We start from the raw sequence: 20946 nt of genomic DNA on the forward strand, positions 1-20946 counted from the left end.
GAGAGGCCTGTTGCGTGGTCCGGCGGATCGGCGGCCGGAAGAGCCACCCGGGATTTCACCGGGTCCGAGTTAGTGGGAGCGTTATAACCACCAGATCGAGCGGCACAACCGCCGATCGAGCGGCAACTGCTTAACTGCCTGACTGCAAGACTTTGATGAGTCCGCCTTGGGGCGAAATAGGCCGTTCAGCCGCTGATATGTAATGTCCGCTCCAGGGCAAGTACCCAGCGTCCGCTTGTGGCGCATCAGACGAGCGACAGATGCAGTATAATGCGCTTCGGATGCGGCATCCCGATGGAGGATGCGTCATGCTTGTCGAAGCTCAGCAGACCCATCAGCGTCCGGCTTGGAATACCGGCCGCATCATAGGTCCGAAGCCGCCCCTGAAGCCGCGTCATATCTGGGCGATCAGGACACGGCTTCAGCACGACCGACGCGTGCGAGATTTGGCGATGTTTAATCTCGCCATCGACAGCAAGCTACGTGGTTGTGATCTCGTCCGGCTTCGTGTGGGCGATGTCATGCTCGGCGGAACCGTGCGGCTGCGAACATCGATCATTCAGCAGAAGACCGGCCGGCCAGTGCCTTTCGAGCTGACGGATCCGACCCGAGAGGCGCTGACAGCCTGGCTTAGGAGACGACCAGCGGCAACCGGTGAATGGCTCTTCCCGAGCCGCAGCCGACCCGGCGATCACTTGACGACGAGGCAATACGGCCGGCTTCTCGATGGCTGGGTCGCCTTGATCGGCCTCGATCCCGCACTCTATGGGACACACAGCCTCCGGCGGACAAAAGTTGCGCTGATCTACAAGCGAACCGGCAACCTTCGTGCCTGTCAGCTGCTACTGGGCCATTCCAAGCTCGAAAGCACGGTCCGATACCTCGGCATTGAAGTCGATGATGCTCTGCTCCTGTCCGAGCAGACGGATCTATGAGCTTTCCGGTCTAGCAAAAGAAGCCGTGCCGCTTGCGGAATTCCAATGGTGGCCCTGCGGTGAACATGGGCGAGGCGGCTTTGATTGCCGCCTCGCCCATGCATGTCAGCCCCGGACGAATGTCAGGATATCCCTGTTCACGACATCCGCATGGGTCGTCGCCATGCCGTGGGGCAGCTTGTTGTAGATGTTCAGAGTCGCGCGCTTGAGCAGCTTGGCGGTGAGCGGAGCGCTGTCGCCGATCGGGACGACCTGATCGTCATCACCATGCATCACCAGCACCGGGGCCTCGATCACCTTGAGGTCTTCGGTGAAATCGGTCTCCGAAAAGGCCTTGATGCCATCGTGGTGGGCCTTGGCCGAACCCATCATGCCCTGGCGCCACCAGTTCTGGACGAGGCTCGGATCCGCCTCAACCCCCGGCCGGTTGAAACCATAGAACGGTCCCGCCGCGAGATCGGTGTAGAACCTGCTGCGATTGGCGGCGAGGCTCTTGCGAAACCCGTCGAAGACCTCGATCGGCAGGCCGCCGGGGTTTCGGTCGGTCTTGACCATGATCGGCGGCACCGCGCCGATCAGGACGAGCTTTGCCGTGCGCCTTTTGCCGTGACGGGCGACATAGCGCGTGGCCTCGCCGCCGCCGGTCGAATGGCCGATATGGACGGCGCTGCGCAGGTCGAGATGCTCGACCACGGCCGCGACGTCGGCAGCGTAATGGTCCATGTCATGACCGTCGGAGACTTGGCTGGAACGGCCATGCCCACGCCGGTCATGCGCGACGACCCGGAAGCCCTGCGCCAGGAAGAACAGCATCTGCGCGTCCCAGTCATCGGCGCTGAGCGGCCAGCCATGGTGGAAGACGAGCGGCTGCGCCGATTTCGGGCCCCAATCCTTGTAGAAGATCTCGACGCCATCACGGGTCGTCACATAGTTCATGCGTTGGCTCCTTCTGCTGTTCCGAGGGGAAACGGTGGCGGGTTGTGCGAAAGACGAGAGCGGAAGCGTGCCAGCCGCCGCCACGCAGGCGCCGCCGCACAAGAGGCCGCGCCGGCTGCAATCAGTTGGGCTGGACGATGGATCGTTCGGCATTGGCGCCTCCGAGGCGCGGCTTTGGGCTGCGATCGACGCCTCCGGGCGATGCCTGGCTGAGCATCCCCTGAAGAGCCGGCTTTGAGGCCGCTACAAATATTTTGAGATTCTTGCGGCTTATCGAAGCTCTCCGAGCTTGGACCAAGCATATTTTCAATCAATAAACTCGGCGTCGGTTCGTTCTATGCTGACGTATAGGTCATATCGACTTTTGAATATTTGTTTTAATACGGCATCTCCTCAATCTCGGATCTTTCCAGATGGAGGTCCGCATGAGCAAACTGTCGAACAAGGTCGCTGTGATCACCGGCGGCAATAGTGGCATCGGCTTCGCGACGGCGCGCGTCTTCGTGGCGGAAGGCGCGAATGTCCTGATCGTCGGGCGCCGCCGGGAACCGGTCGATCAAGCCGTGGAGGCGCTCGGGCAAAGGGCGATCGGTCTCGCCGGCGACGTTGCCGATCTCACCACGCATGAACGCGTCGCCGCCTTCGTCGCGGAACGGTTCGGCAAGGCCGATATCTACATGGCGAATGCCGGGGGTATCCGGGTCCAGCCGAGCCTGGCGGTGACGCCGCAGGATTACGACGCGCAGTTCCTCGCCAATGCGCGCGGCACCTTCTTCGGCGTGCAGAAGATCGCCCCGATGCTGCGTGATGGCGCCGTCATCCTGCTGACCAGCTCGATCGCCAGCCGCAAGGTGCTGGACGGCCACGCCGTCTATGCCGGCAGCAAGGCTGCGATCGAGGCATTCGCCCGCAACTGGGCTTTGGAGTTCAAGGATCGGCGTATCCGCGTCAACGTGCTCAGCCCCGGTCCGACCGCAACGCCGATCATCGGAAAGCTCGGCATCCCGGCCGAAGCGCTGTCACAGGTCGAGGACATGGCCGCACAGGCGATCCCGTTTGGCCGGATGGGCGAGGCCGACGAACTCGCTCAAGCCGCGCTTTTCCTGTGCTCGGCGCAGAGCGACTTCGTGACGGGCGTCAATCTCACTGTCGATGGCGGCATGGCGCTGACCTGACCGCAGGCATAGCGCGCTCTTGCGCATCGGGCGCGGTGATCGGACTGCCGCGCCTGGAGTCTGCTCCATCCCGTTGCTCATCCCATCACGCCGCCGCGACCGCTTCCGGTTTCGCTCGAAGGTCCTATGCGGCGTTGGTCGCGCGCATCCTGACCGGCAGCGCCTCCCAGGCCCGGATGAGTTCGCCGATCGAGGCGACCTCCATCTTCCGCATCAGATTGCCTCTGTGCAGCTTGACCGTGACCTCGCTGATGCCGAGGTCGAAGGCGATCTGCTTGTTGAGACGCCCCCGCGTCACCTCATGCATGATCTCGCGCTCGCGCGGCGTCAGCGTCTGCACGCGCTCGACATAGCCCTTGATCCTGGCCGCTTCCGCGCGTCGTGCCGCATCCAGTGCGATCGCAGCGTTGACCGCGTCCAGCAAAGTCTGATCGCGGACCGGTTTCGTCAGAAAGTCGACGGCGCCGGCCTTCATGGCCTGAACGGTCATCGGGATATCGCCATGCCCCGTCAGGAAGATGATCGGCTTGGGATTTCCGCTCGACGTCAGATGCCGCTGCAAGTCGAGCCCGCTCGAACCGGGCATGCGGACGTCGAGGATCAGGCACCCTGGCTGATCGAGGGCGCTGGTCTCAAGCAGTGCCTTGGTCGAGCTGAGCGAAATCGCCTCGAAGCCGGCCGACAGCATCAATTCGCAGAGCGCCTCGCGAACCGAAGCGTCGTCATCGACGATGATGACGAGGGGATGCTTCGTCCCGTCCTGGCGTTGTGCCGGCAGCGCCCTCGACCTTGGCGAGAGTGAGCGATCAATAATCATGTTCACCTTCCACATCTCTCAGAAGCATTGTCTGCGCCCTGTCGCTCTTGTTAACGCGAACCGGCGCTCATTTCGCTGGAAGACGCACTACCGACGCAGGGCACGCGCGATCGCCGCGAGCAGCGCCTGACCGTCGAAGGGCTTGCAGAAGAAGCTCTCCACGGCACGCGCCCTGATCTGGTCGGCGATCTCATGGCGCCCGGTGATCAGAAAGACCGGCAGTTCCGGGCGCTCCCTGTTCACGAGGTCGCGCAGCTCGAAGCCGTCCAGGCCCGGCATGCCGATATCGGTGATGAGGAGGTCCAGCCCGGAGAGGCCGGCCTGAATCAAGGCTGTCGCCGACGGGAAGCTGCGAACCGCATAGCCGGCGGATTCGAGCAGATCTTCAAGCGATTCCAGCAACCGCGGATCATCATCGACGACAGCCACGATATGTTTGTGCGTGCCCAAGCCTAGATTCCTCCCATCCGGCGCGAATGCTGGATCGGGATTGCCAACCGCTCCGCAATTCGCACCAGGTCGGCGAGCGATGATGCCGCCATTTTTTGCATGACGTTTCTTCTGTGGATCTGCAGGGTCACTTCGCTGATGCCGAGCTCGGCTGCAGCCTGCTTGTTGAGCAGCCCGCTCACCACCAGAGGCAGGACTTCACGCTCGCGCGGAGACAGCTCCTGATAGCGCTGGCGCAGCAGCGCGACCTCGGCACGTTTCGCCCTGGTTTCCCGGTCCTGCGCGATCGCCGAACCGATCGCCCCCATGAGTGCGGTATCGCTGAACGGCTTGGTCAAGAAGTCGACGGCGCCATGCTTGATGGCGCGCACCGATGAGGGAATGTCGCCATGGCCGGTGATGAACACGATGGGCGGATGGTCGTCCCGCGCGATCTGCCGTTGCAATTCGAGCCCGTTGATATCGGGAAGCTCGACATCGAGGATGAGGCAGGCCGGGAGATCGGGCTTGTCGGCGCCGATATAGTCGCCGGCGGATCGGAACAGCGCCGACCGGACTCCGTTGGCCTCGAGCAATTCGCCCAGCGCCTCGCGCAGAGCCTCGTCATCGTCGACGATGAACACGATGGTGTCGTCAACGCTCATGATCCGCTTTCGCTTCGACAGGCAGGGTGAAGATGAAGATCGCTCCGCTGGGCTGATTGTCCTCGGCCCAGAGACGCCCGCCATGGGATTCGATGATGGTGCGCGATATCGCGAGCCCCATGCCCATGCCATTGGATTTGGTCGAGAAGAACGGCTCGAAGACCTTCTCTGGGGCGCTGATGCCCGCGCCCGTATCGCGGACTTCGGTCCGGATGAGATCGCCGTCGCGCAACGACCGGATATGAAGCGCCCTGCGCTGTGTCGGCTCCATCGCCTCGATCCCGTTGCGGATCAGATTGACCAGAACCTGCTGGATCTGGATGCGGTCCAGGGCCAGCGGCGGTAGCCCCGGCTCGACATCGATCTCGATGCGGATCCGCCGCCGGGTCGCCTCTTCCAGCATCAGGTCCCTGGCCTCGTGGAGGATGGTGTCGAGCTGCCAGAGGCTCCGCGCCTCGACAGTCTGCTTGAACAGGGCGCGGACTCTGCCGACGACATCGGCAGCGGAATTCGCGTCCCGGATGATGCGCTCGACGGTCTTCTGCGCCCGCTCCAGATTGGGTGGGTCGGAGGTGAGCCAGCGTTGGCATGCATGCGAGTTGGCGACGACCGCGGCGAGCGGCTGGTTGACCTCATGGGCGATCGAGGCGGAGAGCTCTGCCAAGCTAGCGGCCTGTGCCGCGCGCGCGAGCCGTTCCTGCGTCAGTGTCAGCGCCTCCTGCGCCCGCACCTGATCTTCGATCTCGAAGCAGATGCCGTTCCATTGGACGATCTCGCCCTCGGCATTCCGCATCGCGGCGGTTCGTGTCTCGACCCAGCGGTATGCGCCGTCGGCTCGCCTGAGGCGGTGCTTCATCGCATAGGGGGTGCCCATCGCCAATGAATACGCATATCGCTCTTTGACGTCGGGGAGATCGTCGGGGTGGATGATCGCGTCGAGGGTGCCGGTCAGGCGTGTCTTGCCCTTCTCATCCTTGTCGCCGAGCCCGAAGCCGAGAAATTCCCGCAGCTTCTCGCTACGATAGATCGGCTCCCCGTTAGGTGCGGCGCAGTAGATGAGGGCGGGCAGCGTCTCGACCAGTTGGCGCAGCGAACGCTCGCTTTCCCGAAGAGCCTCCTCCACCCGCAACTGATCGTCGACGTCGTGTGACAGGCCGTGCCACTGGATGATGCTGCCATCCTCGTCCAGGAGCGGCTCCGCGCGCCCATCCATCCAGCGATAGACGCCATCGTGGCGGCGCAGGCGATAGCGCATGGCGAAAGGCCGGCCGCTGCTCAGACAAGCCTTGAGACCGGCCCACACGCGAGCGGCGTCGTCCGGATGGACCGCGGCCTTCAGCGCCGCCGCGTATTGCTCCGTCTGGGGTTGCTCGGAGCTGCCATCGTCAAGGCCCAGGAAATCGATGAAGCGGCGGTTGAAGAAGTTCGGCGCCCCGTCCGGAGTCAGCCGCCAGAGGAAGCTCGGCACGAGATCGACGAGCCGCGTCAGTTCCTGCTTGCGCAGATGCAGTTCCGTCTGCGTGGTGATCAGGTCGTGGATATCGACGGATACCCCGTACCACCGGATGATCCGGCCCGCCTCGTCGCGCAGGGCCTCCGCTCGCGTTTCAGTCCAGCGATAGGTGCCGTCGGCGCGGTGCTGAAGATACTTGATCGTGTACGGCGTTCCCGTCGCGACGGATCTGGCGAATGTCCGCTCCGCCATCTCCAGAAAATCGGGGTGGATCATCCGCTTCAAGGTGAGCGATCCGTCTGGCGCCATGACGGTTTCGAGCGTCGCGCCGGTCACTTCCATCATCCGCTTGTTGAGATAGGCGGGATGGCCTTCCTCCGTCATGCTCCAGATCATGGCCGGGACCGTGTCGATCAGCTGCTCCAGATGCTGCTCTCGGGCCCGCAGGGCAGCTTCGGTCTTCTTGTAGACGTCGATATCGATCGAGGTGCCGAACCAGCCCGTGATGTGGCCATCGTCATCGCGCGTCGGCCGCGCCGAAATGCGGTGCCAGACATATTGCCCGGTCGTGCGCAGCATCCGGTATTCGATGTTCCACGGCTCGCCCGTCCTGAGGCAATGGCGCAGGGTCGAGGCAGCCCTGTCGACATCATCCGGATGGACACCACGCATCCAGCCGGCTTCGCCCCCGTCGATGAACTCGCGCTCGCCGAGGCGGCGATTGAGGTCCTCCAGGGCCATGTCGATGACGACCTGGGCGGCCGGCGTGACATAGGTGAACTTGCCCATCGCATCGAAGGCCCAGGCCTTGCCGTGCAGGCTCTCGATCACCTTGGCCGCCTTGACCGCCTCGACAGTCGTTCCAAGGGATTCCGCAACGGTCCAGCGATCATCCGGTCGGGAGATCATGGCATCGACGTCGACGCTCACGCCATAGCCGGGCTCGGCGCGCAACTCCGTCCAGTGGTAGCTGCCGTCCAGCTGGCGCAGCCGATAGCCCGTCACCTGCGGCACGCCCGTCCAGAATGCATAGGCTGCGGCATGCGCGATCGCGGCCCGATCATCGGGATGGATCGCGCCGGGCGCCGGAGCGGGCCCGAGCCCCTCCGGCTGCCCAGGTTCTTGTCGCTGCGGGGCTGTGAGGCGGTTGCTGCGACGGAGCGGGCCGGCGACGAGAAGCAAGCCGATACAAGCGGCAACCGCCGCAAGCGCCCCGAGCGAAAGCGCGGCCTCCCTTATGCTGCCCGGATAAAGCAGAGCAGCGATGACCGACGCGGAGAAGGCGATCAGCAGCCCGATCCAGAGCGTCAGGAGCCAATAGCCCCGCGCGTAGAGAAACAATGCGCCAAGCGGGGCCAGGACGCCGAAGAGTGTTCCGGTCGACCAGCACGCCGCGACGCCGACAGCCAGCGTGACGACCATCAACGCCGACGGCGTTCGGCGAAGCGCTGCTACCATGATCGGCTGCCCTTTCGGAGACGGAATGCCTGGAAACCGTCACAGCTTCGTCTAGCACCAGTTCTCTGAGGCGTGACTGGCTAACTCACCGGAAACTAGCGCCGGGAAGCCGCAGCCGCACTTATGGAAATCCATGACTTGCCGGGAAATCGAGTCGCGAAGGGAGGTGCCTAGGCGGGCTCGGCCAGCGAAAGGCCGCTTGCTTCGCAGCGATCGTGGATGAGGTCGATGATCTCGTTCCTGGCGGAGGTGCCCGTGACGAGGCTGGCGACGCGGAACTGCAGCTCCACCTCGATGGCCGTCGCGTCGATGCCCTTCAAGGCGACGGCGGGCGGCGGCTCCTTGACGATCCGGGTGCTGGCTTCCAGCACGGATCGCATGGCGTCCTCGACGACGCGCGGCCTTTGCCCTGCGGTAAAGCGGACGCCCAAGGTGATGAGATGGGACTCGTCGGGTCGGCTCAAGCTGGTCAGGCTCTGCTTGGCCAGCAGGCTGTTCGGCAGCACCACGATATTGTTCAAGCCGGTCAGCAGGTTGGTGGAGCGCCAGTTGGTTTCGGTGACGCGCCCCGCAGTGCCGTCGTTCAACTGCACCCAGTCACCGATGGAATAGGCCTTGCCGAGCGTCAGCGCGATGCCGGAGAACACGTCGCCGAGCGTGTTCTGCAATGCCAGGCCCAGGATGAGCGCGACGACACCCGAGGTCGTCACCAGGGTGGCGATCGGCAGGCCGAAGACGAAGCCCATGACCGACAACGCCACGCCGAGATAGATGGCGGCAACGGCCATATCGAGGATCAGATGCGCTTCCTGCGGCTTCCGGTTCAGCCTGACATAGATGTGGATGAAGCCGATGATCGTCCAGGCGAGATGCGTCCACCAGAGAACTCTGGCGGATTTGGAAAGCAGCGCGGTCAGCCCCTCGGCATAGGCATCATCGGGTTGATGCGGAGCGATGCCGCCCAGGTAGAGCACGAGGCTCATGCCGGCAAAGAACAGGATCTGGACGATCAGGCGACCGGTCGGGCGGTCGCAGCCCTGAATGTGCCAGATGACGATACCGGCAATGCCCAGAACGTTGATCAGAAGAAGTGGGAGGAAATGGTCATCGCCGAACATGGAAGGGGGGCCTCGATCACGATCGCCAATGACTGAAAGGAGCTGTGCCGGGCCAAAGCCCGGCTAGCCCATCTACTTCTTGAGCGGGAACGTCAGTTCCTGCTGGGCGGTATCGACGACGAAGACGGCCAGCAGCTTTGCCGGCTGCGTCTTGCTGGCATTCTCGCTGACGCCGTGGCGGTCGCCCGGCAGCTCCGAGAAGCTTTCGCCGGCCTTGTAGACCGTGGCAGGCCCGTCATTGACCTGGCTGCGGATCGCCCCTTCGAGCACGGTCGCATAGATGAAGGCTGAGACGGGGTGCGTGTGTCCCTCCGAGAAGCCGCCCGGAGCGTATTCGACGAGAACGCCCCTCATGCTCTTGCCCGGCACGTTCGGGAGCTCGTGGTCGTAGACCAATGTGACCTTCGCGCCTTCGCCGCCACCGGGCGTGTCATGCGCCAGAGCTGGGGCCGACAGGAGAGCCGTCAACGCAACGGCACATGCCAATGATTTGGCCATGTCGATCGTCCTTTCGTGTTTGAGATGGATGAACCGCTATTTCCGGGGAGCGGTCGCGAACCAGCGATCGAAATCGATGCGGCCGATGCGGGGATTGTTGTCGGAGACGAGCGAACCGGCCTCCAGCCTGGTCCCGAAGTATCGGGCATCCGGATCGGGGACGACGGTGCGCGAATCCCCGATCGCCTGGAGATAGCGCGCGACGAAATCGCAGAGGCGTGCGCGTTCGGGGCCGGCGATTTCGATGATGCCATTGGCCGGCTCCGCCAGCGCCGCCTCCGCCACGAAATCGGCGACATCGTCGGAGGCGATCGGCTGTAGGTTGCCCGTCGACAGATGGGCTGTCCCGTCGACCGTTCCTGACTGGGCGATACCGCCGAGGAACTCCATGAACTGCGTCGACCGCAGGATCGTATAGGGAATGCCGGCCGCGCGGATGATCGTTTCCTGCGCCACCTTGGCACGAAGATAGCCGCTTTCCGGCAGCCGATCGGTGCCGACGATGGAGAGCGCGACGTGGTGCTTCACGCCGGCCTTCTTCTCCGCCGCCATCAGGTTTCGGCCCGAGGTCTGGAAGAATTCGAGCACGGCCTTGTCCTCGAAGGACGGCGAGTTCGCGAGGTCGATCACGACCTCGGCGTCCTTCAGCGCCTCCGCCAGGCCTTCGCCCGTGATGGTGTTCACACCGGTATTCGGCGAGGCGGCAACGACGTCATGCCCTTTCCGGCGCAGGCGTTCCGCGGTCTTGGAACCGATTAGGCCGGTTCCGCCGATAATCACGATTTTCATTTGATATCTCCGTTCTCGCAGCATTCGTGCGGCGCGCCGTTCACCAACTCGCGGGCGAACGGCACTGCCGGCGCGAAAGACCAGCTGTCAGTAGTCCCAGAAGGCCGGAACCCAGCGGAAGGCGTCGCCATCGACAGCCACCCGGCCGACGGACGGGAACGGCAGGTGGGTCGCCACCAGCTGCTCGCCGGTCGCCGCGAGTTCGGTCAAAAGGCGAACCCGGACGCGGGCGGCCTCCTCGGGATCGTGCTCGAAGCCATTGTGCCAATCGGGGTGGTCGAAACCGACAGAGAAGACGGCGTCGCCGGCGAAGGTCAGCCGATCGCCTCCGGATGCCAGGCGGACCACACTGTGCCCAGGCGTGTGGCCGCCTGTGCGGCGGACGATCACCCCCGGCGCGACCTCATGCTGCTCGTCGAACGGCCGCAGATAGCTCCGGTATTCCTGTGCGAACCGCTTGGCGGTGGCGCGCAGCGCATCCGGGAAGCCTTCGGGCATGTTGACATGGCTGAAGTCCGGCGCTTCCCAGAACGTGACCTCGGCGGCAGCGACATGGATCCGCAGGTCCGGGCGCAACTGCTCCTTCACGCCTTCGACCAGAAGCCCGCCGACATGGTCCATGTGCATATGCGTCAGCACGACATCGGTGACCGATGCGAGGTCGATACCGGCAGCCGCCAATCGCTTGATCAGCTGGCCTGCCTTGGGCAGGTTCAGGTTCGGGTCCAGCCCCAGTCCCGCATCGACCAGAATGGTCTGGTCACCGCGGCGGACCACGACCACGTTCAGCGACCAGTCGAACGCATCCTGCGGCAGGAACATCTCGTTCAGCCACGTCGCCCGCTCGGTCGCGGCGACGTTGTGACCCAGCATCTTGGTCGGAAGCGGCAATACGCCATCGCTGATGATCAGCACCTCGATATCGCCGATCTGCACCGCATAGCGCGATGGAACGAGTTCCTCGGGTCCTGTCCTGCTTGGGCGTGAGGCGGTGTCCAGGCTCATGACTATCTCCTAATGACGCCGCTCTGCTCACGGCACCGGAGACGCTATTGGGACCCCGTTTTCCGGTCGATTAGGTCAAGGAATAGGGCGAGCCATACCAAATCATAGGTTCGCATCGTCAGGCTGGCTGCCTTGGCCCAGGGCGCGCCGCTCAAACACATCGAGATGGACCGCCGTTGAAAGCAAGAACGCGGGCGGCGCGAGAACGCGCCCTTCCAATACTGGGCGCAGAAGCGGGCGCTCCTATCCATTGGTGTGCATCGACTAGACCGTTGCCTGATTCCGCCGGGCACCCGTTCCGAGCCTATGTGCCGACGCCGTTGCCACCAAGGACGTGGCCGATACGGCTCAGTTGCAGGATTGCCAGGAGGCTCCCGTGGGACAGCCACAAACGATGAAGACCTTTAAGACCGACGACGGGCCGGGACCCGACGATCTCGTTCCCTCGCGCTACGCGGTGCGGGTCGGCGAGATCGACGTCCTCGTGATCAGCGACGGCGTCCTGGAGCCGCCGGCCGAGTCGATGGCGACCAATGCCGACCCGGCTGTGGCTCGACCGTTCATTCCTGGCGCATGACACATTCGATTGGGCGCTGAATGCGGTCGTGGTGCACAGCGGGGCTCAGACCATTCTCATCGATAGCGGGATTGGTGGTGAAGTTCCGGACTTCACGCGCGCCGGGTTGTTCGGCGACCGGCTGGCCGCCGCAGGCGTCGATCTGGCTTCCGTGACCGATGTAGTGCTGACGCATATGCATTTCGACCATGTCGGCGGGCTGCTCGTCGAAGGGGTGAAGGAGCAATTGCGTCCGGACCTGCGGATCCATGTCTCCGCCGCGGAAGCCGCGTTCTGGAAAGCGCCCGATTTCTCCCGCACCGGCATGCCGCCGGCGCTTGCGGAGATCGCCAGAAATGCGTCGAGGCGCTTCCTGGATATGTACCATGCCGAGTTGCGCACATTCGAGCAGGAGCAGCAGGTTGCGCCGGGCGTGGTCGTCACGCGCACTGGAGGCCATACCCCTGGGCACAGCGTGGTCCGCATCGCGTCCGGCAGCGACAGGCTGATGTTCGGTGGCGACGCCATCTTCCCGGTCTCGTTCGACCATCCCGAATGGCATAACGGCTTCGAACACGATCCCGAGGAGGCGACCCGCGTTCGGCTGCGCCTGATGCAGGAGCTGGCGACGACTGGCTCCTGGCTGGTTTCTACGCATATGCCCTTCCCGTCCGTCGGGCGCGTGGCGGCGGAGGGCAAGCTCTTTCGCTGGGTGCCCGCCTGGTGGGACTACTAAGCGGCTGATCGGACGCTGCCAGGTTGAAAGCTGGCAGCGCCAGAGCGTGGAAGATCTCGGCTGAACCTCACGAACGTACCGAGATCGCGCCCGCTATCCATCCTGAGTGGAGCCAGCCAGTCGCAGTTCACGTCGCAGAGGTTCGATGGCTCCACCGCCCTGTAACGCAGACTTGACGGTTGCGGACCGACGTCAGTCGCCCTGGCCGGCGCACAGGATGTCCGCTACCCGGCATTGATCCAAGGTCAGCTATTGGCGCGCCTCGGCTGCAACAATTGAGGTAGCCCGGACCCCCTGGTGCGGCGCCGGGCTCCTCGTTAGGCGTGGCCGCGCGAGCCTTCCTTGCGGCTGCTGGCGAACGCGGCCACGTCGGGCGCAAGGAGATCATGCTTTTCCGCCCATGACGCAAACAGGCCGCGCGCCGTCTCCGGCTCGATCTCGCCGCGGATGGCTGCTAGGCAGGCCTTCAACGCGAAGCCGTGGACCGGATCGCGCCTGCTCGCCGGCCAGTCGGCCAGGAACATATAGGCCTCCATGGCAGACGCGATCGCCGCGGGATGCCCCAGCCCGGTCAGGATTACGACCGGCCGCTCGAAATCGTCTGATGTCATCATGCAGTCCTCCCTCGGCGGGGAGCGATTGCCAACGTTGCCATAGCCATATCCTCCTGGAAGCAACATGGATCCGGTTTGGTTGATCGCCGCGTCGAGCGCGCTATCGCTATCGGCGGCGGCTATAATTTTGGGATGTATTCTCTCCGGATCAAGCCTGCCGAAACATCGACGTCATTGGAGCCGAAATTCACCACTGACCGCGCTGAGGTCGGCGGGGCCGATCAGGTCCTTATGAGCGACCGTGATGCGGAACAGCTTGCCGTCGAGCTTGGCCTGCCAGAAGGCGAGGAACTTGTTGAGCTCGGGAAAGCGGGGGGCGAGATCGTAGTCCTGCCATATATATTCCTGCAGGATCGATGGGTGGTCGGGCAGGCGGTAGAGGATGCCGGCGGTGGTCAGTCCGTAGCCGGCGATCTGGAGGGCGAAGTCTGTCGAAGCCATTCCTTTTAGCTCCCTAGTTTCACTGCGCCGATGGCAGCGGATTCTCAACGCCCTGGCAAGATGAAAAGGTTGCGTTTGTGCTGCCTTTTCAGCCCCTTAGCACTCTATCAAAAAAAGTGCTGCCGACCTCTTGAAGGCAAAAATCGGGCAACCCAAATCATCGCGCGGGCACGGCGCCTCAGGGCGCGCGGAACTCGCCGCAAGACCTGCACAGGGCCGGCCCGCTTTGACATGTGACCGACATGGAAACTGGAGGAACTCATGAAGTTTCGGCCACTGCATGACCGCGTCGTCGTGAAGCGCATCGACGCCGAGGAGAAGACCAAGGGCGGGATCATCATTCCCGACACCGCCAAGGAAAAGCCGCAGGAGGGCGAGGTCGTCGCCGTCGGCGCCGGCGCGCGTGACGAGACCGGCAAGCTCGTGCCGCCCGACGTTAAGGTCGGCGACCGCGTGCTCTTCGGCAAATGGAGCAGCACTGAGGTCAAGATCGATGGCCAGCATCTCCTGATCATGAAGGAGTCCGACATCATGGGCGTCGTCGAGACGACGGCCGCGCTCAAGAAGGCCGCCTGACGGGGCCTTTATCCGACATCATCAACCTGAAACCTCAAGTCTGAAGGAGTGAGGAATCATGGCTGCGAAGGACGTGAAGTTTTCGCAGGACGCGCGCGAGCGGATGCTGCGCGGCGTCGACACGCTTGCCAACGCCGTGAAGGTCACACTGGGTCCGAAGGGCCGCAATGTCGTGATCGAGAAGTCGTTCGGTGCGCCACGCATCACCAAGGACGGCGTCACCGTCGCCAAGGAGATCGAGCTTTCCGACAAGTTCGAGAACATGGGCGCCCAGATGGTCCGCGAGGTGGCATCGAAGCAGAACGACGCCGCTGGCGACGGCACCACGACCGCGACTGTACTCGCGCAGGCGGTCGTCCGCGAAGGCGCCAAGGCGGTCGCGGCCGGCATCAACCCGATGGACCTGAAGCGCGGGATCGATCTCGCCGTCGAGGCGGTGACCAAGTCGCTCGGCGAGCATTCCAAGACTATCACCGGCTCGGAGGAGGTCGCGCAGGTCGGCACCATCTCGGCCAATGGCGACCGCACCATCGGCGAGATGATCGCCGAGGCGATGAAGAAGGTCGGCAACGAGGGCGTCATCACCGTCGAGGAAGCCAAGACCGCCGAGACCGAGCTCGACGTCGTCGAGGGCATGCAGTTCGATCGTGGCTATCTCTCGCCTTACTTCGTGACCAATTCCGAAAAGATGGTCGCAGAGCTGGAAGACCCGTACATCCTGATCCACGAGAAGAAGCTCTCGGGCCTCCAGGCGATGCTGCCGCTGCTGGAAGCGGTTGTCCAGACGGGCAAGCCGCTGCTGATCGTGGCGGAAGATGTCGAGGGCGAGGCTCTCGCCACGCTCGTCGTCAACAAGCTCCGTGGCGGCCTGAAGATCGCGGCCGTCAAGGCTCCGGGCTTCGGTGATCGCCGCAAGGCCATGCTGGAGGACATCGCGATCCTGACCGGCGGCACCGCGATCAGCGAGGATCTCGGCATCAAGCTGGAAACCGTCACGCTCGACATGCTCGGCCGCGCCAAGAAGGTCCGGATCGAGAAGGAGAACACCACCATCGTCGATGGCGCTGGCGCGAAGGCCGAGATCGACGCCCGGGTTGCGCAGATCAAGGCGCAGATCGAGGAAACCACCTCGGATTACGACCGCGAGAAGTTGCAGGAGCGTCTGGCCAAGCTCGCCGGCGGCGTCGCGGTGATCCGCGTCGGTGGGGCGACGGAGGTCGAGGTCAAGGAGAAGAAGGACCGCGTCGACGATGCCCTGAACGCCACCCGCGCAGCGGTCGAGGAGGGCATCCTGCCGGGCGGCGGCGTCGCCCTGCTGCGCGCGGTCAAGGCGCTCGAAGGGCTCGTGCCCGGCAATGACGACCAGAAGACCGGCGTCGAGATCGTCCGCAAGGCGATCACCGCGCCTGCCCGCCAGATCGTCGAGAATGCCGGCGGCGACGGGGCGGTCGTGGTCGGCAAGCTGCTGGAGTCGCAGGACTACGCCTGGGGCTACGACGCCCAAACTGGCGAGTATGGCGATCTGGTCAAGGCCGGCATCATCGACCCGACCAAGGTCGTCCGCACGGCGATCCAGGACGCGGCATCGGTCGCGGGTCTGCTGATCACCACCGAGGCGATGATCGCCGAGGCGCCGAAGAAGGACCCGGCGCCGGCCATGCCCGCCGGCGGAATGGACTATTGAGCATCGTGGGCGCCGCGGTTTCCGCGGCGCCCACTCCTGACGTCCAAATTTCTAGGCATGCTGAGGGGAGCCATGCCCTTTTCATCACTGACCGATCCCATCGACTTGGCCCGCGCCGAAGCTGCTTTGGAAAAGGCGTGGTCGAAACTCAAGCCGGCGCTTCCGGAAGGTTCGGACGAGTTAGAGCGAAACAACCTCGCCTATATCGTTGCTTCGCTGGTTCCGCTGGCGCTCGACGAGGACGATCTCGCACAGCGCGCGATCGACCGGTTTCGCGAGAAGGCCTAGGCGAGAGGCCGCATGAAATCCCCGACATTTCCTCAATCGCATCAGATATCCGACATGACCGATGCCCCACAAGAACCTAAGGACCTCTCGCCTTCCGACCGCTTCAAGGCCCTCATCACCAATGCTGAGAGCGCAACGTATGGGCTCAAGGATAATCTCCTAGCCGTCATGACGCGGGATGGATCAGTAACGTGGCAGACCGTCGCCGCTCACATCGAAGCTCAGTTGCCTGGCGCCGGCGAGTTCGCGACGGCGCGCCTGAACGCCATACTTGCTCTGATCAGGACGCTATCCAACCGACAAACGTCCGGGAGCGGGTGAGCTTCGCCCTCTATAGCCCCCGGCCGTCAGCAAACAGGCTGGCTCGCCACGGTCCCGCGCGATATCGCTCTCTGCCAGAGTCTCCCCGCTGCCAATCTATTCGAGAAATCCGAATGACAACGATCGCCACAGCCGAGCATCGCAGCTTCGAAGCCGACGTCTCCCGCCTTCTGCACATGATGGTGCATTCGGTCTATTCCGACCGGGACGTCTTTCTGCGCGAGCTGATCTCGAACGCAGCTGATGCCTGCGAGAAGCTGCGCTACGAAGCGATCGGCAACCCCGAGCTTCTGGGGGATGACCCGAAGTTCGCGATCACCATCTCGGCCGATCCGGAGGCTGGCAGGCTGACCATTGCCGACAACGGCATCGGTATGAGCCATGACGAGATGATCGAAGCTCTCGGCACGATCGCCCGCTCCGGCACGCGCAGCTTCATGGAGCGGGTAGCAACCGCTGATGGCAAGGACGGCGCGCAGCTCATCGGCCAGTTCGGCGTCGGCTTTTATTCCGCCTTCATGGTGGCCGAGAAGGTCGAGGTTGTCAGCCGCCGTGCCGGCAGCGCCGAAGCCTGGACCTGGTCTTCCGACGGCAAGGGCGAATTCACCGTGGCGCCTGCGGCGCTGGACGAGGCTCCGTCCCGCGGGACGCGCGTGACGCTTCACCTGATGGAGGAGGCCAAGTCCTATGCCGAGCGCTGGACCCTGGAGCGCATCGTCAAGGAACAGTCCGGTCATGTACCGGTTCCGATCTCGCTGATCACGGAGCCGGGTGCCGATGCGGTCGCCCTCTCCGACGGAGCCGCGCTCTGGACCAGGCCGAAAAGCGAGATCACGAAGAGTGAATACGCCGATTTCTACCGCAGCGTTGCGGGACAATATGACGAGCCCGCCGCCACGATCCATTTTCGCGCGGAAGGCCTGCACGAATATACCGCGCTGGCCTTCGTCCCGGGCGCGCGTCCGTTCGATCTCTTCGACGCCGACCGCAAAGGGCGGATCAAGCTTTATGTGAAGCGCATCTTCATCACGGACGAAGCCGAACTCCTGCCGCGCTACCTGCGCTTCGTTCGCGGTATCGTCGACACAGCCGACTTGCCGCTCAACGTCTCCCGCGAGATGATCCAGGACAGCCCACTGCTCGGTGCGATCAAGAAGGGCGTCACCAGCCGTGTCCTCGCCGATCTCGCGAAACTGGCCGAACAGGAACCGGACACCTTCCGACTGATCTGGGAAAACTTCGGCGTCGTCATCAAGGAAGGACTGTACGAGGATTTTGCGCGCCGCGAGCAGCTGCTCGGCCTCGCTCGCTTCCGGACGACAACCTCCAGCGAAGAGTCGCGCAGCCTCAAGGACTATATCGGCGCGCTCAAGGACAACCAGACCGCGATCTACTACATCGCCGGCGACGACGCCTCCCGGATCGCCAACTCCCCGCAGCTCGAAGGTTTCCGGGCGCGGGGCATCGAGGTGCTGCTGCTGTCGGATCCGATCGACAGCTTCTGGGCCTCGGCAGCACCGGATTTCGAAGGCAAGCCGTTCAAATCCGTGACCCAAGGTGCGGCCGATCTCGGTCTCATCCCGCTGCTCGACGGCGCAACGCCTGCTTCCGCTGAAACGGATGAGACAATCGGCGCCCTGCTCGCGTCGATGAAGGAGATCTTGGCGGACGAGGTCGCTGACGTCCGAACCTCCGATCGATTGACCGAGAGCGCGGTCTGCCTTGTTGCATCGGACAAGGGGCCGGATCGCCAGTTCGAACGCTTGCTCAGCGCCGCCGGCCGGGTCGACAGCGAGGCCAAGCCGATCCTCGAGGTCAACCCGCGCCATGCGATGGTCTCAGCCCTCGCGTCTGTCGAAGATGATGCGTTGCGTAGCGACGTCGCCCATCTGCTCCTGGATACCGCGCGCGTCCTGGACGGCGATCGCCCGACAAACGCGAACGCATTCGCTGAAAGGCTCAACCGGCTGGTGACGCGAAGCTTCGGCGATAGGGGAGGGCTAAGCTAGCGTCTCAAAGCCAGAGCGTGGCTCAATCTGGCAGACAACTATGTCGTGCTGTTTCGAAGAAACATAACGAAGTCGTCGAGAACAGGCGCTTGGACGATCCAAGGCTGCCCCCTCAGCCATGAAATGCTCTGGCCCGATGCAGGACGTGCTTCGCGACGTTATCGTCAACGAGACCAATCGATCAGGCGCCCATTTGGGAAAGCTCCGAGCCGGTTATCCTGCGAGGGCAGAGACTATGCTGCGTCCGGCATCCGGCTCACGAGCTTGTCCAGCGTGATGGGATAATCGCGAACACGAACGCCGGTGGCATTGTAGATCGCATTGGCGACGGCGGCGCCGACGCCGCAGATGCCGAGCTCGCCCACGCCCTTTGCTTTCATCGGCGATGACATCGGGTCCGTCTCGTCGAGGAAGACGACCTCCTGATGCGGAATGTCCGCATGGACCGGCACCTCGTAGCCGGCGAGGTCGTGATTGACGAAGAAGCCGCGGCGGGTGTCGACGGCGAGCTCTTCCATCAAGGCGGCGCCGGCGCCCATTGTCATCGCGCCGATCACCTGGCTGCGCGCTGTCTTTGGATTCAGGATGCGCCCGGCGGCGCAGACCGCGAGCATCCGCCTGATCCGCGTCTCGGCCGTCGCCGCGTCGACCGCTACCTCGACGAAATGCGCGCCGAAGGTCGATTGCTGGTGCGTCTTGTCGAGGTCGCCATATTCCATCTTGTCCTCGCCCAGCAGCGGCGCGTCCTGCGCGGCGCGCGCCAGGGGCACGCTGCGATTGCCCGAACGCACCTCGCCGCCGGCGAAGACCGCCTCGGTGGAATTGATGCCGAGCTTCTGCGCGATCGCCTCGCGCAGCTTCACGCAGGCCGCATAGACGCCGGCCGTCGCGCTGTTGGCGCCCCATTGCCCGCCCGAGCCGGCGGAGACCGGGAAACGGGAATCGCCGAGCTTGACCACGACCTTGCCGAGCTCGACGCCGAGCATCTCGGCCGCGGTCTGGCCGATGATGGTGTAGCTGCCGGTGCCGATATCGGTCATGTCGGTCTCGACGGTGAGCGTGCCGTCGGTTTCGAGCCGCACGCGCGCGGCCGACTTCATCACCAGGTTGTTGCGGAAGGCGGCGGCGACGCCACACCCGACCAGCCAGCGCCCGTCGCGCACCCGGCCGGGCCGCGCCGAACGCCGGTCCCAGCCGAAGCGCTCCGCGCCGACCTTGAAGCATTCGCCGAGACGGCGCATCGAGAAGGGCCGCTCCGGCTTCTCCGGGTCGACCTGCGTGTCGTTGAGCAGGCGGAAGGCGATCGGGTCCATGCCGAGCTTCTCGGCCATCTCGTCCATGGCCATTTCGAGCGCCATGAGACCCGGCGCCTCACCCGGAGCGCGCATGGCGTTGCCCTCGGCCAGATCCAGCACGGCCAGACGCATCGCGGTCATGCGGTTCGGGCCGGCATAGAGCAGTCTCGTCTGCTGGACGGCAAGCTCGGGCCCGCCGCCCTCCAGATCGCCCGACCAGCTCTCATGGCCGATCGCCGTGATCTTTCCGTCCTTGGTCGCGCCGATCCGGATGCGCTGGATTGTTGCCGGCCGGTGGGTCGTGTTGTTCATCATCAACGGCCGCTGAAGGGCGAGCTTGACGGGGCGCCTCGCCGCTCGCGCTCCCAGCGCCGCCAGGAGCACGTCGGAGCGCAGGAAGAGCTTTCCGCCGAACCCGCCGCCGATAAACGGCGAGACGACGCGGATATTGTCCTTGGGAATGGCGAGCGTCGCTGCCATGTCCGCGACAGCCCAGGCGACCATCTGGTTCGACGTCCACAATGTAAGCTTGTCGCCATCCCATGCCGCGAGCGTGGCATGAGGCTCCATCATCGCATGGCTTTCGTCCGGGGTGCTGTAGGTCTCGTCGAGCTTGACCGGAGCCTCGCCGAAGGCGCCGGGAAAGTCGCCGACCCGCGTATCGGCCAGGCTGGGATCGTCGCCTTCGGGCTCGGAGGCAGCGCTTCGGGCAGCTTCCAGATCGTAGCGTCCTTCGATCTCGGTGTACTCGACCCGGATCAGGCTCGCGGCGGCGCGGGCCTGCTCGAAGGTCTCGGCAACCACGACCGCGACAGCTTGATGGTAATGCTCGATGTCCGGGCCGGCGAGCAAACGAGCGGTATTCCTCTTCCCTTTTCCGAGCTTGCCCGCTTCCCCGGCAGTGACCACGGCAAGGACGCCGGACGCCTTGCGGGCCGGCTCGGCATCGAGAAGCGCAATCCGCCCCTTCGCGATGCCCGAGCCCAGGACATAGCCATAAGCCTGGTTCGCGACGACATCGTGCTGCTCGTAGGCGTAACGTGCACCGCCCGTAACCTTCAGGGGGCCGTCGATACGGTCGCGCGGCTGACCGACGACCTTCAGCTCGTCGATCGGATTGGTCGTGGCGGGTTTGTCGAATTTCATGG

The 20946-nt window shown here is 64.1% G+C and carries 18 protein-coding genes, 1 pseudogene and 1 other annotated feature; of the genes and pseudogenes, 7 read left to right on the forward strand and 12 right to left on the reverse strand.

Translation table 11 applies throughout. The features are described 5' to 3' along the window. Positions 1 to 13: 13 nt before the first annotated feature. Positions 14 to 69: a sequence feature (sul1 is cis-regulatory element that is thought to sense ions involved in sulfur or methionine metabolism; They are found in Alphaproteobacteria), on the reverse strand. 239 nt (positions 70 to 308) lie between these two features. Beyond that, complete coding sequence (locus ASE61_RS07535) at positions 309 to 935, forward strand: tyrosine-type recombinase/integrase (protein ID WP_061966287.1); 627 nt, start codon at positions 309 to 311, stop codon at positions 933 to 935. A gap of 105 nt (positions 936 to 1040) precedes the next feature. Here the strand turns inward: ASE61_RS07535 and ASE61_RS07540 are convergent, their stop codons facing one another. Continuing rightward, positions 1041 to 1871 carry an alpha/beta fold hydrolase gene (locus ASE61_RS07540; RefSeq protein WP_061966288.1) on the reverse strand — a complete coding sequence of 277 codons (831 nt, stop codon included), beginning with the start codon at positions 1869 to 1871 and terminating at the stop codon, positions 1041 to 1043. A gap of 425 nt (positions 1872 to 2296) precedes the next feature. On the opposite strand from ASE61_RS07540, the gene ASE61_RS07545 reads away from it, so the two are divergent. Continuing rightward, positions 2297 to 3046, forward strand: a complete 750-nt coding sequence (locus ASE61_RS07545; RefSeq protein WP_061966387.1) for an SDR family NAD(P)-dependent oxidoreductase — start codon at positions 2297 to 2299, stop codon at positions 3044 to 3046. A gap of 124 nt (positions 3047 to 3170) precedes the next feature. Here ASE61_RS07545 and ASE61_RS07550 read toward each other — a convergent pair whose 3' ends face one another. From ASE61_RS07550 to ASE61_RS07585, 8 genes are all read right to left on the reverse strand, one after another. After that, complete coding sequence (locus tag ASE61_RS07550) at positions 3171 to 3863, reverse strand: response regulator transcription factor (RefSeq protein WP_061966388.1); 693 nt, start codon at positions 3861 to 3863, stop codon at positions 3171 to 3173. Positions 3864 to 3950: 87 nt separating this feature from the next. Continuing rightward, the gene (locus ASE61_RS07555; RefSeq protein WP_061966289.1) at positions 3951 to 4313 is read right to left on the reverse strand and encodes a response regulator; all 363 of its coding nucleotides are present in this window, start codon (positions 4311 to 4313) and stop codon (positions 3951 to 3953) included. 2 nt (positions 4314 to 4315) lie between these two features. Beyond that, positions 4316 to 4957: a response regulator transcription factor gene (locus ASE61_RS07560; RefSeq protein ID WP_061966290.1), complete on the reverse strand. Its 642-nt coding sequence runs from the start codon at positions 4955 to 4957 to the stop codon at positions 4316 to 4318. Continuing rightward, on the reverse strand, positions 4947 to 7868 hold the full coding sequence (locus tag ASE61_RS07565) for a PAS domain-containing protein (protein ID WP_156407009.1): 2922 nt from the start codon (positions 7866 to 7868) through the stop codon (positions 4947 to 4949). The genes ASE61_RS07560 and ASE61_RS07565 overlap by 11 nt, the downstream gene beginning before the upstream one ends. 170 nt (positions 7869 to 8038) lie before the next feature. Next, positions 8039 to 8986, reverse strand: a complete 948-nt coding sequence (locus ASE61_RS07570; RefSeq protein ID WP_082617285.1) for a mechanosensitive ion channel family protein — start codon at positions 8984 to 8986, stop codon at positions 8039 to 8041. Positions 8987 to 9058: 72 nt separating this feature from the next. Next, on the reverse strand, positions 9059 to 9484 hold the full coding sequence (locus tag ASE61_RS07575) for a cupin domain-containing protein (protein ID WP_061966292.1): 426 nt from the start codon (positions 9482 to 9484) through the stop codon (positions 9059 to 9061). A gap of 36 nt (positions 9485 to 9520) precedes the next feature. After that, a complete protein-coding gene (locus ASE61_RS07580; protein ID WP_061966293.1) occupies positions 9521 to 10273 on the reverse strand; it encodes an SDR family oxidoreductase in 753 nt (250 codons plus the stop codon). Between the two features lie 87 nt (positions 10274 to 10360). Then, on the reverse strand, positions 10361 to 11278 hold the full coding sequence (locus ASE61_RS07585; RefSeq protein WP_061966294.1) for an MBL fold metallo-hydrolase: 918 nt from the start codon (positions 11276 to 11278) through the stop codon (positions 10361 to 10363). 394 nt (positions 11279 to 11672) lie between these two features. Between ASE61_RS07585 and ASE61_RS07590 the strand changes: the two are divergent. After that, positions 11673 to 12570: pseudogene (locus tag ASE61_RS07590) on the forward strand (MBL fold metallo-hydrolase). Between the two features lie 317 nt (positions 12571 to 12887). Here ASE61_RS07590 and ASE61_RS07595 read toward each other — a convergent pair. Together ASE61_RS07595 and ASE61_RS07600 are read right to left on the reverse strand one after the other, a co-directional pair. Beyond that, complete coding sequence (locus ASE61_RS07595; RefSeq protein WP_061966389.1) at positions 12888 to 13181, reverse strand: DUF982 domain-containing protein; 294 nt, start codon at positions 13179 to 13181, stop codon at positions 12888 to 12890. A gap of 174 nt (positions 13182 to 13355) precedes the next feature. Continuing rightward, the gene (locus ASE61_RS07600; protein WP_061966295.1) at positions 13356 to 13625 is read right to left on the reverse strand and encodes an usg protein; all 270 of its coding nucleotides are present in this window, start codon (positions 13623 to 13625) and stop codon (positions 13356 to 13358) included. A 261-nt stretch (positions 13626 to 13886) separates the two neighbouring features. Between ASE61_RS07600 and groES the strand changes: the two genes are divergently transcribed. The 4 genes from groES to htpG all read left to right on the forward strand — a co-directional run bounded on the left by groES (position 13887) and on the right by htpG (position 18503). After that, positions 13887 to 14201, forward strand: coding sequence for a co-chaperone GroES (gene groES, locus ASE61_RS07605; RefSeq protein ID WP_061966296.1), 315 nt, complete (start codon positions 13887 to 13889; stop codon positions 14199 to 14201). 58 nt (positions 14202 to 14259) lie between these two features. Beyond that, a complete protein-coding gene (gene groL, locus ASE61_RS07610; protein WP_061966297.1) occupies positions 14260 to 15885 on the forward strand; it encodes a chaperonin GroEL in 1626 nt (541 codons plus the stop codon). Between the two features lie 57 nt (positions 15886 to 15942). Further along, a complete protein-coding gene (locus tag ASE61_RS07615; RefSeq protein WP_156407010.1) occupies positions 15943 to 16173 on the forward strand; it encodes a hypothetical protein in 231 nt (76 codons plus the stop codon). Positions 16174 to 16607: 434 nt separating this feature from the next. Next, a complete protein-coding gene (gene htpG / locus ASE61_RS07625; RefSeq protein ID WP_061966300.1) occupies positions 16608 to 18503 on the forward strand; it encodes a molecular chaperone HtpG in 1896 nt (631 codons plus the stop codon). 233 nt (positions 18504 to 18736) lie between these two features. On the opposite strand, the gene paoC is transcribed toward htpG, so the two are convergent. Then, on the reverse strand, positions 18737 to 20944 hold the full coding sequence (gene paoC, locus ASE61_RS07630; RefSeq protein WP_061966301.1) for an aldehyde oxidoreductase molybdenum-binding subunit PaoC: 2208 nt from the start codon (positions 20942 to 20944) through the stop codon (positions 18737 to 18739). Positions 20945 to 20946: the final 2 nt, after the last annotated feature.

Origin of the sequence: Allobosea sp. Root670, from assembly GCF_001429415.1 — a bacterium.
GTDB classification, from domain to species: Bacteria; Pseudomonadota; Alphaproteobacteria; order Rhizobiales; family Beijerinckiaceae; genus Allobosea; species Allobosea robiniae.

Excerpts from the sequence above, each read along its gene's own strand:
- ASE61_RS07565 (WP_156407009.1), bottom strand. The coding sequence starts at position 7,868 with ATGGTAGCAGCGCTTCGCCGAACGCCGTCGGCGTTGATGGTCGTCACG.
- ASE61_RS07540 (WP_061966288.1), bottom strand. The coding sequence starts at position 1,871 with ATGAACTATGTGACGACCCGTGATGGCGTCGAGATCTTCTACAAGGAT.
- groL (WP_061966297.1), top strand. The coding sequence starts at position 14,260 with ATGGCTGCGAAGGACGTGAAGTTTTCGCAGGACGCGCGCGAGCGGATG.
- ASE61_RS07550 (WP_061966388.1), bottom strand. The coding sequence starts at position 3,863 with ATGATTATTGATCGCTCACTCTCGCCAAGGTCGAGGGCGCTGCCGGCA.
- ASE61_RS07545 (WP_061966387.1), top strand. The coding sequence starts at position 2,297 with ATGAGCAAACTGTCGAACAAGGTCGCTGTGATCACCGGCGGCAATAGT.
- ASE61_RS07615 (WP_156407010.1), top strand. The coding sequence starts at position 15,943 with ATGCTGAGGGGAGCCATGCCCTTTTCATCACTGACCGATCCCATCGAC.
- groES (WP_061966296.1), top strand. The coding sequence starts at position 13,887 with ATGAAGTTTCGGCCACTGCATGACCGCGTCGTCGTGAAGCGCATCGAC.
- ASE61_RS07585 (WP_061966294.1), bottom strand. The coding sequence starts at position 11,278 with ATGAGCCTGGACACCGCCTCACGCCCAAGCAGGACAGGACCCGAGGAA.
- ASE61_RS07600 (WP_061966295.1), bottom strand. The coding sequence starts at position 13,625 with ATGGCTTCGACAGACTTCGCCCTCCAGATCGCCGGCTACGGACTGACC.
- ASE61_RS07595 (WP_061966389.1), bottom strand. The coding sequence starts at position 13,181 with ATGACATCAGACGATTTCGAGCGGCCGGTCGTAATCCTGACCGGGCTG.
- paoC (WP_061966301.1), bottom strand. The coding sequence starts at position 20,944 with ATGAAATTCGACAAACCCGCCACGACCAATCCGATCGACGAGCTGAAG.
- ASE61_RS07575 (WP_061966292.1), bottom strand. The coding sequence starts at position 9,484 with ATGGCCAAATCATTGGCATGTGCCGTTGCGTTGACGGCTCTCCTGTCG.
- ASE61_RS07535 (WP_061966287.1), top strand. The coding sequence starts at position 309 with ATGCTTGTCGAAGCTCAGCAGACCCATCAGCGTCCGGCTTGGAATACC.
- ASE61_RS07560 (WP_061966290.1), bottom strand. The coding sequence starts at position 4,957 with ATGAGCGTTGACGACACCATCGTGTTCATCGTCGACGATGACGAGGCT.
- htpG (WP_061966300.1), top strand. The coding sequence starts at position 16,608 with ATGACAACGATCGCCACAGCCGAGCATCGCAGCTTCGAAGCCGACGTC.
- ASE61_RS07570 (WP_082617285.1), bottom strand. The coding sequence starts at position 8,986 with ATGTTCGGCGATGACCATTTCCTCCCACTTCTTCTGATCAACGTTCTG.
- ASE61_RS07580 (WP_061966293.1), bottom strand. The coding sequence starts at position 10,273 with ATGAAAATCGTGATTATCGGCGGAACCGGCCTAATCGGTTCCAAGACC.